Source organism: Mesorhizobium album (genome assembly GCF_033977205.1).
Lineage (GTDB): Bacteria > Pseudomonadota > Alphaproteobacteria > Rhizobiales > Rhizobiaceae > Mesorhizobium > Mesorhizobium album.
In genome coordinates, this window is sequence record NZ_JAVIIW010000057.1 from 24,796 (window position 1) to 39,452 (window position 14,657).

The 14,657-nt window shown below is 64.4% G+C and carries 15 protein-coding genes, 1 tRNA gene and 1 pseudogene; 8 read left to right on the forward strand and 9 right to left on the reverse strand.

What is annotated here, in order from left to right:
* Positions 1-49: 49 nt before the first annotated feature.
* Positions 50-1,045, reverse strand: a complete 996-nt coding sequence (locus tag RFN28_RS30620) for an ornithine cyclodeaminase family protein (RefSeq protein WP_320290875.1) — start codon at positions 1,043-1,045, stop codon at positions 50-52.
* A 131-nt stretch (positions 1,046-1,176) separates the two neighbouring features.
* Between RFN28_RS30620 and RFN28_RS30625 the strand changes: the two genes are divergently transcribed.
* The 4 genes from RFN28_RS30625 to rnd all read left to right on the forward strand — a co-directional run bounded on the left by RFN28_RS30625 (position 1,177) and on the right by rnd (position 4,525).
* Positions 1,177-1,638, forward strand: coding sequence for an Lrp/AsnC ligand binding domain-containing protein (locus tag RFN28_RS30625; RefSeq protein WP_320290876.1), 462 nt, complete (start codon positions 1,177-1,179; stop codon positions 1,636-1,638).
* A 145-nt stretch (positions 1,639-1,783) separates the two neighbouring features.
* A complete protein-coding gene (locus RFN28_RS30630; protein ID WP_320290877.1) occupies positions 1,784-1,912 on the forward strand; it encodes a hypothetical protein in 129 nt (42 codons plus the stop codon).
* 143 nt (positions 1,913-2,055) lie between these two features.
* Positions 2,056-3,300: an MFS transporter gene (locus tag RFN28_RS30635; protein WP_320290878.1), complete on the forward strand. Its 1,245-nt coding sequence runs from the start codon at positions 2,056-2,058 to the stop codon at positions 3,298-3,300.
* 73 nt (positions 3,301-3,373) lie between these two features.
* On the forward strand, positions 3,374-4,525 hold the full coding sequence (gene rnd / locus RFN28_RS30640; RefSeq protein WP_320290879.1) for a ribonuclease D: 1,152 nt from the start codon (positions 3,374-3,376) through the stop codon (positions 4,523-4,525).
* Positions 4,526-4,720: 195 nt separating this feature from the next.
* Here the strand turns inward: rnd and RFN28_RS30645 are convergent, their stop codons facing one another.
* The 4 genes from RFN28_RS30645 to RFN28_RS30660 form a co-directional block, all read right to left on the reverse strand.
* On the reverse strand, positions 4,721-5,266 hold the full coding sequence (locus RFN28_RS30645; protein ID WP_320290880.1) for a hypothetical protein: 546 nt from the start codon (positions 5,264-5,266) through the stop codon (positions 4,721-4,723).
* A gap of 43 nt (positions 5,267-5,309) precedes the next feature.
* On the reverse strand, positions 5,310-6,812 hold the full coding sequence (guaB, locus tag RFN28_RS30650) for an IMP dehydrogenase (protein ID WP_320290881.1): 1,503 nt from the start codon (positions 6,810-6,812) through the stop codon (positions 5,310-5,312).
* Between the two features lie 140 nt (positions 6,813-6,952).
* Positions 6,953-7,402: a PIN domain-containing protein gene (locus RFN28_RS30655; protein ID WP_320290882.1), complete on the reverse strand. Its 450-nt coding sequence runs from the start codon at positions 7,400-7,402 to the stop codon at positions 6,953-6,955.
* Positions 7,399-7,644, reverse strand: a complete 246-nt coding sequence (locus RFN28_RS30660) for a type II toxin-antitoxin system Phd/YefM family antitoxin (protein WP_320290883.1) — start codon at positions 7,642-7,644, stop codon at positions 7,399-7,401. The genes RFN28_RS30655 and RFN28_RS30660 overlap by 4 nt, the downstream gene beginning before the upstream one ends.
* A gap of 215 nt (positions 7,645-7,859) precedes the next feature.
* On the opposite strand from RFN28_RS30660, the gene RFN28_RS30665 reads away from it, so the two are divergent.
* Positions 7,860-9,281, forward strand: coding sequence for an MFS transporter (locus RFN28_RS30665; RefSeq protein WP_320290884.1), 1,422 nt, complete (start codon positions 7,860-7,862; stop codon positions 9,279-9,281).
* 126 nt (positions 9,282-9,407) lie between these two features.
* Here RFN28_RS30665 and RFN28_RS30670 read toward each other — a convergent pair whose 3' ends face one another.
* Entirely contained in the window at positions 9,408-10,103 is a 696-nt protein-coding gene (locus RFN28_RS30670; protein ID WP_320290885.1) for an RlmE family RNA methyltransferase, read from the reverse strand.
* 55 nt (positions 10,104-10,158) lie between these two features.
* Positions 10,159-11,505 carry a Ppx/GppA phosphatase family protein gene (locus tag RFN28_RS30675; protein ID WP_320290886.1) on the reverse strand — a complete coding sequence of 449 codons (1,347 nt, stop codon included), beginning with the start codon at positions 11,503-11,505 and terminating at the stop codon, positions 10,159-10,161.
* A 241-nt stretch (positions 11,506-11,746) separates the two neighbouring features.
* Here RFN28_RS30675 and RFN28_RS30680 point away from each other — a divergent pair, with 241 nt between their 5' ends.
* The 3 genes from RFN28_RS30680 (at position 11,747) to RFN28_RS30690 (ending at position 13,553) form a co-directional block, all read left to right on the forward strand.
* Entirely contained in the window at positions 11,747-12,679 is a 933-nt protein-coding gene (locus RFN28_RS30680) for a lysylphosphatidylglycerol synthase transmembrane domain-containing protein (protein ID WP_320290887.1), read from the forward strand.
* A 144-nt stretch (positions 12,680-12,823) separates the two neighbouring features.
* Positions 12,824-12,897 (forward strand) — tRNA-Gln (locus RFN28_RS30685).
* A 452-nt stretch (positions 12,898-13,349) separates the two neighbouring features.
* Positions 13,350-13,553: a hypothetical protein gene (locus RFN28_RS30690; RefSeq protein ID WP_320290888.1), complete on the forward strand. Its 204-nt coding sequence runs from the start codon at positions 13,350-13,352 to the stop codon at positions 13,551-13,553.
* Between the two features lie 144 nt (positions 13,554-13,697).
* Here RFN28_RS30690 and gfa read toward each other — a convergent pair whose 3' ends face one another.
* Entirely contained in the window at positions 13,698-14,267 is a 570-nt protein-coding gene (gfa, locus tag RFN28_RS30695) for an S-(hydroxymethyl)glutathione synthase (protein WP_320290889.1), read from the reverse strand.
* A gap of 68 nt (positions 14,268-14,335) precedes the next feature.
* Positions 14,336-14,657, reverse strand: a pseudogene (locus RFN28_RS30700) (S-(hydroxymethyl)glutathione dehydrogenase); the annotation flags it as partial.

The following is a 14,657-nucleotide window of genomic DNA, read 5'->3' on the forward strand; positions in this document are numbered from 1 at the left end:
GTCAGACCGATGCGCTCTTACACCTGTGGCTCGTCGTGGCGGCCACCCCCTACAGCGATGCGACGCTCCCGATTCCGCGGTGAATCGCCTCGCGGTAAGCGAGGTCGGCCGCCACCATGTCCTCCATGGCAACGCCCATTGCCTTGTAGACGGTGATCTGGTCGGCGCTGACCCGTCCCGGCCGCACACCGAGCAGCATCTCGCCAAGTTCGGTTCCGGTTTCCGGATCGATGCCGGCCAGTTCACAAGAACCGACCGGCGTCGGGGCGAATGCATCGCTTGTCTCGACGAAGAGAGCGGCTCCGCCGACAAGCCCGAGCGGCAATTCGCCGCCGGGTGGAGCAACACCAACCGACGAGACATGGGTGCCCGGCCGCACCCATTCGGCCGAAATCACCGGCTCATAGGAATGTGTTGCCAGGCAGACGACATCCGACGAGCGCACCGCGGCCTCGATATCGGTGACGGCGACAACACCCGGATGTAGCGCGGCAAGCGCCTGCGCATCCGCGAACTCCTTCGAGACAACGCGGATCTCGGCGAAATCGCGGACCAATGGGAGAAGGCGCAGGTGCTGGCCGGCCTGGACGCCGGCGCCCACCACTGTCGCGACTTTCGCGTCGCGGCGGGCCAGTTCGCGCACCGAGAGCACGGCCGAGCCGGAGGTGCGCACGGCGGTGATGTAGGTGCCATCCATGACGCAGACCGGCAATACCGTCTGCGGGTCGAACAGATGGATGGTGGCGAGATGGCTGGGGATGCCCCTGGCGATATTGCCCTCGAACACGTTGACGATCTTCACCGTCAGATGCATGCCCGCCATCCAGGCTGGCATCGCCAGCGAATAGCCTGCCTGGGGAATGTCGAGCTGCGGCCGCGCCGGATTGACGACCTTGCCACTGGACAGCGCCTCGAAGCCGTCCGCCAGCGCATCGAGAAGCTGGCGGAGGTCGATGCAGGTTTTCACCTCGGCCTCGCTTAAAATGAGCACCGGCGTGTCGCCCTTGGCCTGGGCGCTGCGGGAGTTCGCTATGGCTGATGTCATGGGTCGGGCCTTGCTTTGGTTGAGTTGCCCGCCAACGGTATTGCCACCTGACCGCGTGATGAAATATGCTATTTTGGATATTTCAGCGTGACTATCACGCTATTCTTGGCTGAAAAATGCGAATCCTGAAAATGAACGACCTCGACCGTATCGACCGCTCGCTGTTGCGTTTGTTGCAGGAGGATGGTCGCCGCACGACGCTCGACCTGGCCCGCCGGGTCGGGCTGTCACCGACAGGCGCTTCGCAGCGCATCAAACGACTGTTCAGTGAAGGCTTCATCCGAGCCGTCCGGGCCGTCCTCGACCCGGCCAGGATCGGGCAAGCACAACTCGTCTTCATCGAGGTTCGGCTCGACCATACGGCGCCGCATGTCTTCGACCGCTTCGCCGAGGCGGTCTTGCGGGCACCCGAGATCATCGAGTGTCATATGGTGCTTGGCGGCTTCGATTACCTGGTCAAGGCGCGCATCGCCGACATGGCAATGTTCCAGGATTTCCTGCAGCGGGTCATCCTGCCGTTGCCCGGGGTCCGGGAAACGCACACCTATGCCTCGATCGCCAATGTGAAACCCGACGCCTTGTTGCCAATCTGAATTGGCGTAGAGGCAACGCCCACCTTCCAACGCAGGACGCTAATCATCACGTGGCCCGCCGCCCTGCAGTTGCCTGCATTGAGGGGGCAATGGTGACGAGCCTGGCCTACCGCCCGATGCATATCCGGGCGTTCCAACGGGGCGCATGCTGCCCGATCAAGTCGATGTCGCTGGCGCCTGCGACGTCGTTGGCCTGGCAATCACCGAGCATCTGCCATGGGACACTCTGGCCATGCGCGACATGCTCCGGCAGTTGCCGCTGATGAGGAACTGAGCCGGGAAGATTGAAACACGGCTTCTAACTCCGAGGCGGCAAGGACGCCCGCAGGCCGCCATTGCCGCCTGCCGCAATTGCCGCTGGCGTTGGCGGTGGTGATGGTCCAAGAAGGATTCGCAACATGTGATCGCCCTCCCCTCATGTCCTCAATCCGCCCGCTGATCCCTCTCCTCATCGCCGCCGGCATCCTGCTTGGCGGCAACGGACTGCAGGGCACGCTGATCGCGCTGCGCGGCGCCCAGGAAGGCTTTTCCGCCACCGTCATCGGCCTGATGGGAACCTTCTATTTCGCCGGCTTCTTGCTCGGCTGCCTGGCCGTCACCCGCATCCTCAAGGCGGTCGGCCATGTCAGGACCTTCTCGGCGCTCGCCGCGACCGCCTCGGCGGGCACGCTGCTGCTGGTGCTGGTCATCGACCCGGTAATGTGGTGCGCGGTGCGCTTTGCCGGGGGCTTCTGCTTCGCCGGGCTGTTCACGGTCATGGAAGCATGGCTGAATTCCGGTGTCACCAACAAGGACCGCGCCCGGGTGCTTGCCATCTATCGCATGGTCGACATCGGCTCGGTCACAAGCGCGCAGTTCCTGATCCCGATCTTCGGCGCCGGCGGCTTCGCCATCTTCGCCATCATGTCGATGATGATCACGCTGTCGCTGGTGCCGGTCTCGCTCGGCGACCGCTCCAACCCGACGCCGCCGGAAGACGTCAAGGTCGACCTGCCGCGCGTCTGGCGCATCTCGCCGCTCGGCTCGATCGGCTGCATCGCCGTCGGCGTCACCAACAGCGCCTTCCGCACGCTCTCACCCGTCTATGCCGAGCAGATCGGCATGTCGGTCGCCGATGTCGTGACCTTCGTCAGCGTCGGCATCTTCGGCGGCGCTCTCATCCAGTATCCGCTTGGCTATCTCTCCGACCGCTGGGACCGCCGTTCGGTGCTGTTGGCGACGACCTCCTGCGCCATGCTGGCGGCACTTGCGCTGGTGTTCATGGCGGGCGCCGACCCGTTCCTCAACTTTGTCATTGTCTTCATCTTCGGCAGCTTCGCCATGCCGCTCTATTCGCTGTCGGCGGCGCATGCCAACGACCGCGCCGACAAGGGCGAGTTCGTGCTGGTCAACGCGGCGCTGATGCTGTTTTACTCGTTCGGCGCCATTGGCGGCCCGTTCGCGGCCTCGGCGGCGATGCAATATTTCGGGCCTCGCTCCCTGTTCGTGTTCAGTGCCGTCGTCTACACGGTGCTGATCCTCGTCATCCTCTACCGCATGCAGGTGCGCTCCGGCGTGCCGGCCGGCAGACGCAGCCGTTTCACCGCGCTTTTGCGCACATCGACCGTGTTCGCGCGGCTGGCGCGACGCAGCGGCGATTCCGACGGATCGAGCGAGCCTTGACCCTGCGGCGGCTTGACGAAAGCGCCCGCGGCTGAAATTGAAGGAGACCTAGTATGTTGCCAAAAGCGATTTGATGCACGTCATCACCACCCAGAAAGAGCTCGAGAGCGTCATCGCGGCGTTCGAAAAGTCGGAATTCGTCACCGTCGATACCGAATTCATCCGCGAAACGACCTTCTGGCCGATCCTCTGCCTGATCCAGATGGCCGCGCCCGGCGTTACGGCGCTGATCGATCCGCTGTCGCCCGACATCGACCTGAAACCGTTCTTCCGGCTGATGGCCAATGAGGCTGTGATCAAGGTCTTCCACGCGGCGCGCCAGGATATCGAAATCATCGTGCATTTGGGTGATCTAGTGCCGCATCCGGTGTTCGACACGCAGGTGGCGGCGATGGTCTGCGGCTTCGGCGACAGCGTCTCCTACGACCAGCTGGTGCAGCGCATCACCGGCGCGCGGCTCGACAAATCCTCGCGCTTCACCGACTGGCGGCACCGGCCGCTCTCCGACAAGCAGCTCGAATACGCGCTCGCCGACGTCACCCATCTGATCAAGGTCTACCAGCATCTCAGCGCCGAGCTGAAGCGCGAGGACCGCGCCCATTGGCTGAACGAGGAGATGGACATCCTCACCTCGCGGCAGACCTACGATCCGCATCCGGAGGATGCCTGGAAGCGGCTGAAGATGCGGCTGCGTAAGCCGCAAGAGCTGGCGATCGTGCAGGCTGTGGCCGCCTGGCGCGAGCGCGAGGCGCGCGAGCGCGACGTGCCGCGCGGGCGCGTGCTCAAGGACGATGCGATCTACGAGATCGCGCAACAGGCGCCGCGCGACGCAACGGCACTCGGCCGGCTACGCACGACGCCGAAGGGCTGGGAGCGGTCGTCGACCGCAACCGCGCTGCTCGGCGCGGTCAACACCGCCCTTGCCATGCCGAAGGAAGCGATGCCGAAACTGCCGAAGACGTTCCAGCCGCCGGAAGGCTCGAGCGCGGCGGCGGAACTGCTCAAGGTGCTGCTCCGCATCGTCGCCGAGAAGGAAGGCGTCGCTTCCAAGGTGCTCGCCTCCAGCGACGACATCGACCGCATCGCCGCCGAGGGCGACGGCGCCGACGTGCCGGCACTGCAAGGCTGGCGGCGTGCCGTGTTCGGCGAGCAGGCACTTAGGCTGGTGCGCGGCGAGATCGGCATCAAGTTCGACAAGCGCAGGATTGCGGTGTTCGATCTTTAGCGCCTTTCCTTCTCCCCTTGTGGGAGAAGGTGGATCGGCGCGCAGCGCCGAGACGGATGAGGGGTGTTGGAAGAAACGAGACATCTGCCGTAAGGCTCTGAGAGCCTTTAGCTTCACCGTCGAGCCCCGGCCAACACCCCTCATCCGTCGCCTTCGGCGACACCTTCTCCCACAGGGGGAGAAGGGAAAGTCCGGTCAGCGCCGTTTTACTGCCAGCGCGAACACCGCGGCGACCGCGACGGGGATGGCCAGCAGCACGAATTTGGTGACGGTGAGCGACGAGGCCAAGGACAGCGAATCGGGATTGGCCGACTGGAAATCCGACAGGAGCCGCGCCACGGCAAGATTCTGCACGTAGTCGGTGATCGTGTAGGGCAGCACAAGGACCAGCGCGCATAGCGCCTGCAATTGCGCCGGCATGGCGCGGAAATTGGTCAGCCGCCGACCAAAGGCCAGGATCAGGCTGACCAGGGTGAGCGAAAGCAGCGCCGGAAACAAAAGGTCGAGGGTCAGATAGTGCCAGACGATGATGATCTCGCCGCCGCGCCGGCCGAGCGCGGTGAGCCATGCCATGCCTTCGTCAGGCGTGAAGCCGGTGACGCGCATGTCCAGCGAAGGGAGACCGCCGCTCAGGCGGCGGAAGTAGAAGAACTCCAGCGCCGTCATGGCGACAAAGACCGCGGCGGAGGCGACGGAGAGCGCCGCCGCGTGACGCGACAGGCGCAGCACCGTCACGGTCAAGTCGCGCCACAGGTTCCGGCGCTCCGGCCGTTCGCCAGCCTGATCAAAGTCCGCCCGGATAGTTCGGGCTTTCGCGGGTGATCGTGACGTCATGAGCGTGGCTTTCACGAAGTCCGGCGTTTGATATGCGCACAAAGGTGGCGCGTTCGCGGAACTCGGCAAGATCGCGCCCACCGACATAACCCATAGCGGCTTTCAGGCCGCCTGCAAGCTGGTGCAGCACGCCAGCCACAGGTCCTTTATAAGGAACCTGCCCTTCGATGCCTTCCGGAACCAGTTTCAGCGTGTCGCGGACCTCGGCCTGGAAGTAGCGATCGGCCGAGCCGCGCGCCATCGCGCCGACCGAGCCCATGCCGCGATAGGCCTTGAAGGAGCGGCCCTGGTGCAGATAGACCTCGCCAGGGCTCTCATCGGTGCCGGCGAGCAGCGAGCCGATCATGGCGGCACTTGCGCCGGCGGCGAGCGCCTTGGCGAGGTCGCCCGAATATTTGATGCCGCCATCGGCGATCACACTCACGCCGGCCTTGTCGGCCGTCTCCACCGCCGACATGATCGCCGAGAGCTGCGGCACGCCGACGCCGGCGACGATACGGGTCGTGCAGATGGAGCCTGGCCCGATGCCGACCTTGACGGCGTCGGCGCCGGCATCGATCAGCGCCTGCGTGCCTTCGGCGGTGGCGACATTGCCGGCCAGGATGCGCACGGAGTTGGAGAGCTTCTTCGCCCGCGTCACCGCATCCAGCACGCGCTGCGAATGGCCGTGCGCAGTGTCGATGACCAAGAGGTCGACGCCGGCGTCGATCAGGCGCTCGGCGCGCTCGAAGCCGTCGTCGCCTACGCTGGTGGCGGCGGCGGCGCGCAGCCGCCCCTGCGCGTCCTTGGTAGCGTGCGGGTTGAGCTGCGACTTCTCGATGTCCTTGACGGTGATCAGGCCGACGCAGTTGCCTTTCCGGTCGACCACGACCAGCTTCTCGATGCGATGCTTGTGCAGGAGACGCTTGGCCTCGTCCTGGTCGACGTTCTCTTTCACCGTGATCAGGTTCTCACGGGTCATCAGTTCGTAGACCTTCTGCGCCGGATCGGAGGCGAAGCGCACGTCGCGGTTGGTGAGGATGCCGACCAGCCGGCCGACCGTGTGGCCGCCGGTGCCGCCGTTCTCAACCACCGGAATGCCGGAAATGCCATGCGCGCGCATCAGCGCCAGCGCGTCGGCGAGCGTCGCATCAGGGCCGATGGTGACGGGGTTCACCACCATGCCGGATTCGAACTTCTTCACCTGCCTGACCTGCTCGGCCTGCTCGGCCGGCGAAAAGTTGCGGTGGATGACGCCGATGCCGCCGGCCTGCGCCATGGCAATCGCAAGCCTCGCCTCGGTGACCGTGTCCATGGCGGCCGAGAGAATCGGCACGTTGAGATCGATGTCGCCGGCGATGCGGGTGCGGATGTCGGTCTGGCCGGGCATCACCTCGGAATGGCCGGGCTGCAACAGCACGTCGTCGAAGGTCAGCGCCAGCGCGCCGGTGGACGTCTCGATGATTTTTGCCATGGCCAGTCCTTTTGAATGCGGAAAAGGCGCTGGACCGGAATGGCCAGCGCCGACTCTGATCTTCCCTTTCAGGATTGGCGCTGGCTGGTAACACGTCCCGCCGCCGATGAAAAGCTGGTCGTTGCGTGGCGTGTCAGGTTCTATTCGGCACCCAAGAAAGCATACAGCAAAGCGTGACGCGGCGATGCAAAAGGATTGACGACGGTTACACCGCCCCAGGTGAAGCCATCCTGCAAGTCTTCCGACAGGAGCAGCCGGCAACCCGTTTGCGAAGCGGTGGAGAGAATTGCAGCATCCCAGATGCCGAAACGATGGTCCGCCGCGAGATCGACAGCCATCATCATCACCTCCGGCGTCGTTCCTGCAACCGGGAACGCATCACGCCAGCTAAGCAGCGCATCCCGGGCCTCCTGAGGCGACCTTCCGGCCTTGCGGACGAGGACATTAAACAGTTCTCCCAGCACCTGGACCGGAATAACGGCGGCCTCTTGTGGAACGTTGTGCAGCAGTTCGAGAACGACGTCGCGTTTCTCCACGCTGTTAACGCCCTCCGCGTAGGCAAGAACGTTGGTGTCGATCGCGACCTTCACCGATCGTCCTCATAAAGCTCGTCGCGAGTCCAGCCTCCGGCATCGACGATCGGCTGCCGTTCGAGGCGCGACAGCAATGCCGCGCGCGAGCGAGAGGCAACGCCTTCGTGCTTGTCCGCAGGCACGATCCGCGCCACCGGCCGCCCGTGGCTGGTCACGACGAAGCTATGGCCTTCACGTACCTCACGCAGGATATGAGAGAATCTGCGATTGGCATCGGCTGCAGAAACAGCTTCATCCATCATTGCACCCGGCACGTAGTTATTTTCACTACAATAGCGATGTGTCCGCATTTGGCAAGCCGTTTGCGGGGTCGTGACGACGACCAGTGGTTGCAGTCGCGCAAAAGTGACAGCAATTTAATGCGACATCCGGGCCGATGCATGGTACCCGCCCGGGTGCCGGCTTGCCCCCAGCCTGGCATCGAGAATCGCGAAGTCAAATCAGGGCGCTCCCCTTGAACCGCATCATCCCGCTCATCCTGGCGGTCGCACTTTTCATGGAGAACATGGATTCGACCGTGATCGCGACCTCGCTGCCGGCGATCGCGATCGATATTCACACCAGCCCGATCGCGCTCAAGCTGGCGCTGACGGCCTATCTGGTGTCGCTGGCGATCTTCATTCCGGTCAGCGGCTGGATGGCGGACCGTTTCGGCGCAAAGAACGTGTTTCGCGCCGCGATTGCCGTCTTCATCGCCGGCTCGGTCGCCTGCGCCTTTGCCAACTCGCTGCCGGCCTTCGTGGTGTCGCGCTTCCTGCAGGGCATGGGCGGCGCCATGATGACGCCGGTCGGACGCCTGGTACTGGTGCGCACCACGCCGAAGAACGAGCTCGTCGCGGCGATGTCATGGCTGACGGTGCCGGCGCTGGTCGGACCGCTGGTCGGGCCGCCCATCGGCGGCTTCATCACCACCTATTTCACCTGGCACTGGATCTTCCTGATCAACGTGCCGATCGGACTGCTGGGCATCTGGCTCGCCACCCGCTACCTGCCGGAAACAGAACCCGCCGAGACGCCGCCGCTCGATTTTCCCGGCTTCGTGCTCAGCGGCGTTGCGGCGTCCGGCATCGTCTTCGGCCTCTCGGTGGTCAGCCTGCCTGCCTTGCCGCCGATCGTCGGCTTCATCACGGTTGCCGTCGGCGTGGTTTCGGGCGTGCTCTACCTGCTCCATGCACGGCGTGCCGAAAACCCGCTGCTGGCGCTGACGCTGTTCCGCAACCAGGTGTTCCGCTCCTCCGTGCTCGGCGGCTCGCTGTTCCGCATCGGCATCGGCGCGGTGCCTTTCCTGCTGCCGCTGATGTTCCAGATCGGCTTCGGGCTGACGCCGTTCCAGTCCGGCATGATCACCTTCGTCTCGGCGGTCGGCGCCATCGGCATGAAGTTCGTGACCGCGCTGCTTTTCCGGGTCGCAGGGTTCCGGCGGGTGCTGATCTGGGGTTCGCTGATAGCCGCCGGCTCGATCGCCATCTACGGCCTCTTCACCCCCGAGACTCCTTACGCGCTGATGCTCGCGATATTGCTGGTCGGCGGCTTCATCCGCTCGATGTTCTTCACCGGCGTCAACGCGCTCTCCTATGCCGAAATCTCGGCTGCCGACACCAGCAAGGCAACGCCGATCACCGCCGTGTTCCAGCAGCTGTCGATCGCGCTCGGCGTGGCGCTGGCCGGCGGCATCCTCGAAGTGTCGACCTCGATCCATCGCGGACCGCTGACGCTGAGCGACTTCCACATCGCTTTCTTCGTCGTCGCGGCGGTGTCGGCGATCGCCTCGCTCACCTTCATGCGGCTGGCGCCCGATGCCGGCAACGCGGTGTCGGGCCATGGCCGGCTGACAACGCCGAAGACGCTGGAGACTGTGGGGACTGCGGGGAAGTAGCAGCGCCCAGACGGATGAGGGGTGTTGGAAGGAATGAGGCGTTCGCGTTCCCTGGAACACCCCTCATCCGTCGCCTTCGGCGACACCTTCTCCCACAAGGGGAGCACAAGGGGAGAAGGTTAGGCGCTAGCCCTTGAACTCCTTCGCCAGCAGATAAAGCTCCACCGACTCGTCCCGCGAGGCCGGCGGCTTCACATGATGGACTGAGCGGAAATTCTGCTTCAGCCGCGACAGCAGCTCGTTCTCTGCCCCACCCTGAAACGTCTTGGCGAGGAAATGGCCGCCGGGCTTCAAGACCTGCAACGCGAAATCGGCCGCCACTTCGCAAAGATACATGGTGCGCAAGTGGTCGGTGCGGCGGTGTCCCGTTGTCGGGGCCGCCATGTCCGACAGCACGACGTCGGGCTGGCCGCCGAGCGCTTGGGACAGCTTCTGCGGCGCTTCCGGGTCGAGGAAGTCCATCTGCAGGATGGCGGCGCCAGGCAAGGCGTCCATCTCCAGATAGTCGATGCCGACGACATGCGGATTTTCGGCCGACGACTTGGTGCGCGCCGCCGCCACCTGGCACCAGCCGCCGGGGGCGGCGCCGAGGTCGATCACCTTCATGCCGGGCTTCAAGAGGTGATGCTTGTCGTCGATCTCGATCAGCTTGTAGGCGGCGCGGGAGCGGTAGCCGTCGGCCTTGGAGCGCTGCACATAGGGATCGTTCATGTGCCGCTCGAGCCAGCGGCGCGAAGATTCCTTCAGGCCGCTCTTCTTCTTGATCCTGGTCTTGAGCACGCGCATGCCGGCCGAGCCCGGCTTTTCGGGCTTTTTACTCATCGACGTTCTCTTTTGCGCATGATCTTTTCCAAAAACCGGAATCCACTTTTTGGGATCATGCGCGGCGCCCGTCATGGCGCCAGACGCCGTCGTCGGCCATCAGCTCGCTCAATATGCCTTCGCGCAGGCCGCGGTCGGCGACGCGCAGCCGCTCGGACGGCCACACGCCGCGGATCGCCTCCAGGATAGCGCAGCCGGCAAGCACCAGGTCGGCGCGGTCGGCGCCGATGCACGGGTTGGCGACGCGCTGCTGGAAGTCCCAGCCGATCAGTTTTTCCACCATGCGGTCGACGCTTGTGCGGTCCATCCACAGCCCGTCGACCCGGCGGCGATCGTAGCGCTCGAGGTCGAGATGGACGCCGGCGAGCGTCGTCACCGTGCCAGAGGTACCGAGCAGATGGAACTGGGGGCTGGCGAGCACATGCTCCAGCCGGTCGCGCCCGTCGAAGGCTTTCAGCCGCACCGCGACGTCATCGACCATGGCGGTGAAGGTCTCGCGCGTCACCGTGCGGCCGCCGAAACGCTCGGCGAGCGAGACCACACCCACGGGCAGCGAGGTCCAGGAGACGATGTGGTTGGCGAGCCGCGGCGAGCGCTGGCCGCGGGTGAGGTCGATCAGCGCGATCTCTGACGAACCGCCGCCGATGTCGAACAGTACCACGCCGCGCGTGTCGCGCTCGACCAGCGAGCCGCAGCCGGAGACGGCAAGCCGGGCCTCGGTCTGGCGGTCGATGATCTCCAGCTTCAGCCCTGCCTCGCGCTCAACGCGTTCGAGGAACTCGACGCCGTTTTCGGCGGAGCGGCAGGCCTCGGTGGCTATCAGCCTCGCCTTCCTGATCTTGCGGTTGCGCAGCTTGTCGCCGCAGATTTTCAGCGCCTCGACGGCGCGGTCCATGGCGGCCTGGCCGAGCCTGCCGCTGGCTGAGAGCCCCTCGCCCAGCCTGACGATGCGCGAGAAGGCGTCGATGACGCGGAACTGACCGTGGCGGCCGGGCACCGCGACCAGCAGCCGGCAATTGTTGGTGCCGAGATCGAGTGCCGCGAACACCGGCAGTTCCTGCAGCGGCGGACGCGGCACGGTTGAAACTGGCGGCCGCGGCTGAGGCACAACCGGCGCCGGCTCGGGCACGCGGCTTGCTGGACTTGCGGCGGGCGCCGCGTGCGGTATGGCGCCGTTCCCGTCGCGCGCGAAAACCTTGCGGCCGCGCCTGCGCTTGCGGCGCTTGCGCGTCTTGCCCTTCGGCTGATCGCCCTTCTGATGCTCGGCTTGATGGTCGGCATGTCTTGCGCGCGCGCCCGCATGGTGGCTGAATCGCCCTGCGGGCGGGCCCGCCGGTCCCCCCGGCGATGCCCCAGACGTGCCCACTTCCGACGCGCCGGCGCCGGTGTCGTGGTCTTCCACTTCAATTCCTTCCGGCGCCGCGCGAACCGGAAGGACGCAGCAGGCACCTCGATTTGTTTCAAGTTGCCGACAGACTAGCAGCGCGTTTGACAATCACCAAGAGCGCATGGTCCGATTTTTGGCGACATGACGTTGAGGCATTGTCATCCCGGTTGAATAGCCGGCTTCGATCGGGCATGTCTCAAATGAGGATTGAGGGCCGGGCAACAGCAACTCATGAGCAACGCATGACGATCTCGCCATGAACTGGAGGCGGTATTTCTGGCCGGTCATCGGCATCGCGGCCGTGGTGTTCTCGCTCTGGCTGCTCGTTCACGAACTACGCGGCATCTCTATCGACGATGTCTGGGACGGCATCGCCGCCATTCCGCCGCGCGGCTGGATACTGGCGGCGCTGAGTTCGGTGGTCGCCTATGCCTCGCTCGCCGGCTACGACCATATCGCGCTGCTCCACATCGGCAAAAAAGTGTCGTGGCTGTTCGTGACGCTCTGTTCCTTCACCACCTACGCGCTGTCGCACAATATCGGCGGCTCGGTGATCTCGGGCGCGGTGATCCGCTACCGCGCCTATGGCACGAGGGGCCTCACCGGCCAGGATGTCGGCGTTCTGGTGGCGATCTGCTGGATCACCTTCGTGCTCTCCAGCCTGCTTGTCGGGGGCCTCGTGCTGGTGCTGGAGCCTCAGATCATCGGCCGCTTCTCCGGCACCCCGCATCGCGGGCCTGCAATAGCCGCCGGCCTTGCCATGCTGATCCTGGTCGGGGCCTATATCTTCGGCAGCTGGCTGCATCTGAAGCCGCTCAAGATCGGCAGCTTCCAGCTGCATTATCCGGCGCTGCCGATCGTCGCGCGGCAATTGCTGATCGGCCCGGTCGAGCTGCTGGCGGCGGCGGCCATCATCTATTTTGCCCTGCCGGCGGCCGGCAATCCGGGCTATTTCGTCGTGCTCGGCGTGTTCATGGTGTCCTTCTCGGTGGGGTTGCTGTCGCATGCGCCGGGCGCGCTCGGCGTGTTCGAGGTGGTCTTCCTCACCGGCTTTTCGGACATGGACCCGGTGGGAGTGCTCGCCGCGCTCCTGGTGTTCCGCCTGTTCTACCTGATCATCCCGCTGCTGATCGGCCTCTGCATGGTGCTGCTCTTCGAGCATTCGCAATACAGCCGCGGCGAAGGCTGAGCCTTCCCAAGCGCCCTCGCCGCGCCAATGAAAAAAGGCAGCGATTGAACTGCGGCGCGGGGTTGACTATTTTCGAGCGGCGGCTACAAGGCAGCGCTCGCGGCGCATGAGCCGCCCGCTTCGCGCGTTACCGGACGCGCCTGCTGGGGAATAGGTTAACGGTAGACCAGCGGACTCTGACTCCGTTAGTCCTGGTTCGAATCCAGGTTCCCCAGCCAAGCAATTTCAAGGATTTATGAGGACTTAGACACCGGCCTCCATGTCGCGTTTATGTCGCGTCAAGCGCCGAGCAGCGACTTTTCTGCCGCCGCCAATGCAGCCATCGTCATCAGCGCTTTGCCGCACTAGCCGGTATGGTGATCAGGGCCCAATTGCCGCCATCGCCATTATGAACAGCGCTCCTATGTTAACCAGTCTTTGCGTCAAAGGATCAACCGGGAGCGGTTCTTTCGCCATTGGGAAATAACGCAACGGAAGACTTTTCCGACGCGTGGCCCGCTGCCTCACGGTGGCGGGCTTTGCCTTTCCCGATTTCGTGTCAACCGCCTACGGCAAATAGATGAGCCTACGTCTCCAATCGATAGGATGAAGCCATTGTGGCCCGATGCTATTTGGGGGACGGCAACCCGGTTTTGCAGCTCTAGAAGCCAGTTGGCTTTACGGGTTGAATATGAGCAAAACCACTCTCATTGCTATTGCTATCCTGGCGATCAGCGTCGGCTATGCCGAAGCCAAAGACCGTAAGGTCACACCAGTTTGCACTGCGTCAAGCCGACCCTTCGAGGTCCTGGCTGGCAAGTGTTTTCTCGTCAAAGGTTCGATGATCTATGGCGACATCGCCGATCTCTCCCAGATAATCCCCTTTGGGTGGTAGGCAACGGACCGGTGTGGCCGCCATTTTTCGCCAGAATCACTTACGATAGCTTCCAACAGTCGTCGCGATCTCCGGCACGCCGGTGCCGGCGATCGCAATCGGCGCGACTGCCGTGATAAAGCCGCCCCACCGCGGCAATGCGGACTATGCCGGCAGAGCGCCGGACTTCTTGGCCGTCCAGGTGGCGATATAGTCCATCAGGCCGGGGCTGAGGCAGTCATAGGGCTCGAGCCCGATCGATCTCAGCTGGGCGCGGATGCCGTCCATGCGGCTCGGGTCGACGCCGGATTCGATGATCGAGGAGACGAAGGCGGCGAAGCCCGGCGGCGACCAGCCATCCTCCTCGAAGCGCTCGGGATGGATGAAGGACAGGCCCTTGAAGGCATGGTCGCGCTCGACCGGGCCGTACATGTGGACGCCGCAGCCGGTGCAGGCATGGCGCTGGATCAGCGCGCTGGGGTCCACCACCTTCAGCTTGTCGCCGTTCTCGGTGACGGTGACATCGCCGGTGGCGGCGACGGCAACCACCGAGAAGAGGGCGCCTTCCGGCTTCCAGCACTTGGTGCAGCCGCAGGCGTGGTTGTGGGCGATCTGGCCCTTGACCTTCACCTTGACCGGATTGCTGGTGCAGGCGCAGACCAGCGTGCCGCCGGTGAAGGAAGCGCTTTCCTTGGGCAGCCCGTTGTCGATCCTCGGATGCAGTTTTTCGGCCATTTCCTTCCTCCCATGTTGAACCACAACGGTCGCGGGCATGATCGCCCCGCGGCCCCTTTGGCATTGCTTCAGTAAATTACGACGCTCCTGATCGACTTGCCCTCATGCATGAGGTCGAAGCCCTTGTTGATGTCGTCCAGCGTCAGCGTATGGGTGATCATCGGGTCGATCTGGATCTTTTTCTCCATGTACCAGTCGACGATCTTCGGCACGTCGGTGCGGCCGCGCGCGCCGCCGAAGGCGGTGCCCATCCAGGTGCGGCCGGTGACCAGCTGGAACGGCCTGGTCGCAATCTCCTGGCCGGCGCCGGCGACGCCGATGATGACCGACTTGCCCCAGCCGCGATGCGAGGCTTCCAGCGCCTGGCGCATCACCTTGGTGTTGCCGGTG

Bases quoted from the DNA above. Each gene is read 5' to 3' on its own strand.
- RFN28_RS30620 (WP_320290875.1), bottom strand. From the start codon at position 1,045: ATGACATCAGCCATAGCGAACTCCCGCAGCGCCCAGGCCAAGGGCGAC.
- RFN28_RS30625 (WP_320290876.1), top strand. From the start codon at position 1,177: ATGAACGACCTCGACCGTATCGACCGCTCGCTGTTGCGTTTGTTGCAG.
- RFN28_RS30630 (WP_320290877.1), top strand. From the start codon at position 1,784: ATGCTGCCCGATCAAGTCGATGTCGCTGGCGCCTGCGACGTCGTTGGC.
- RFN28_RS30635 (WP_320290878.1), top strand. From the start codon at position 2,056: ATGTCCTCAATCCGCCCGCTGATCCCTCTCCTCATCGCCGCCGGCATC.
- rnd (WP_320290879.1), top strand. From the start codon at position 3,374: ATGCACGTCATCACCACCCAGAAAGAGCTCGAGAGCGTCATCGCGGCG.
- guaB (WP_320290881.1), bottom strand. From the start codon at position 6,812: ATGGCAAAAATCATCGAGACGTCCACCGGCGCGCTGGCGCTGACCTTC.
- RFN28_RS30660 (WP_320290883.1), bottom strand. From the start codon at position 7,644: ATGGATGAAGCTGTTTCTGCAGCCGATGCCAATCGCAGATTCTCTCAT.
- RFN28_RS30670 (WP_320290885.1), bottom strand. From the start codon at position 10,103: ATGAGTAAAAAGCCCGAAAAGCCGGGCTCGGCCGGCATGCGCGTGCTC.
- RFN28_RS30680 (WP_320290887.1), top strand. From the start codon at position 11,747: ATGAACTGGAGGCGGTATTTCTGGCCGGTCATCGGCATCGCGGCCGTG.
- RFN28_RS30690 (WP_320290888.1), top strand. From the start codon at position 13,350: ATGAGCAAAACCACTCTCATTGCTATTGCTATCCTGGCGATCAGCGTC.
- gfa (WP_320290889.1), bottom strand. From the start codon at position 14,267: ATGGCCGAAAAACTGCATCCGAGGATCGACAACGGGCTGCCCAAGGAA.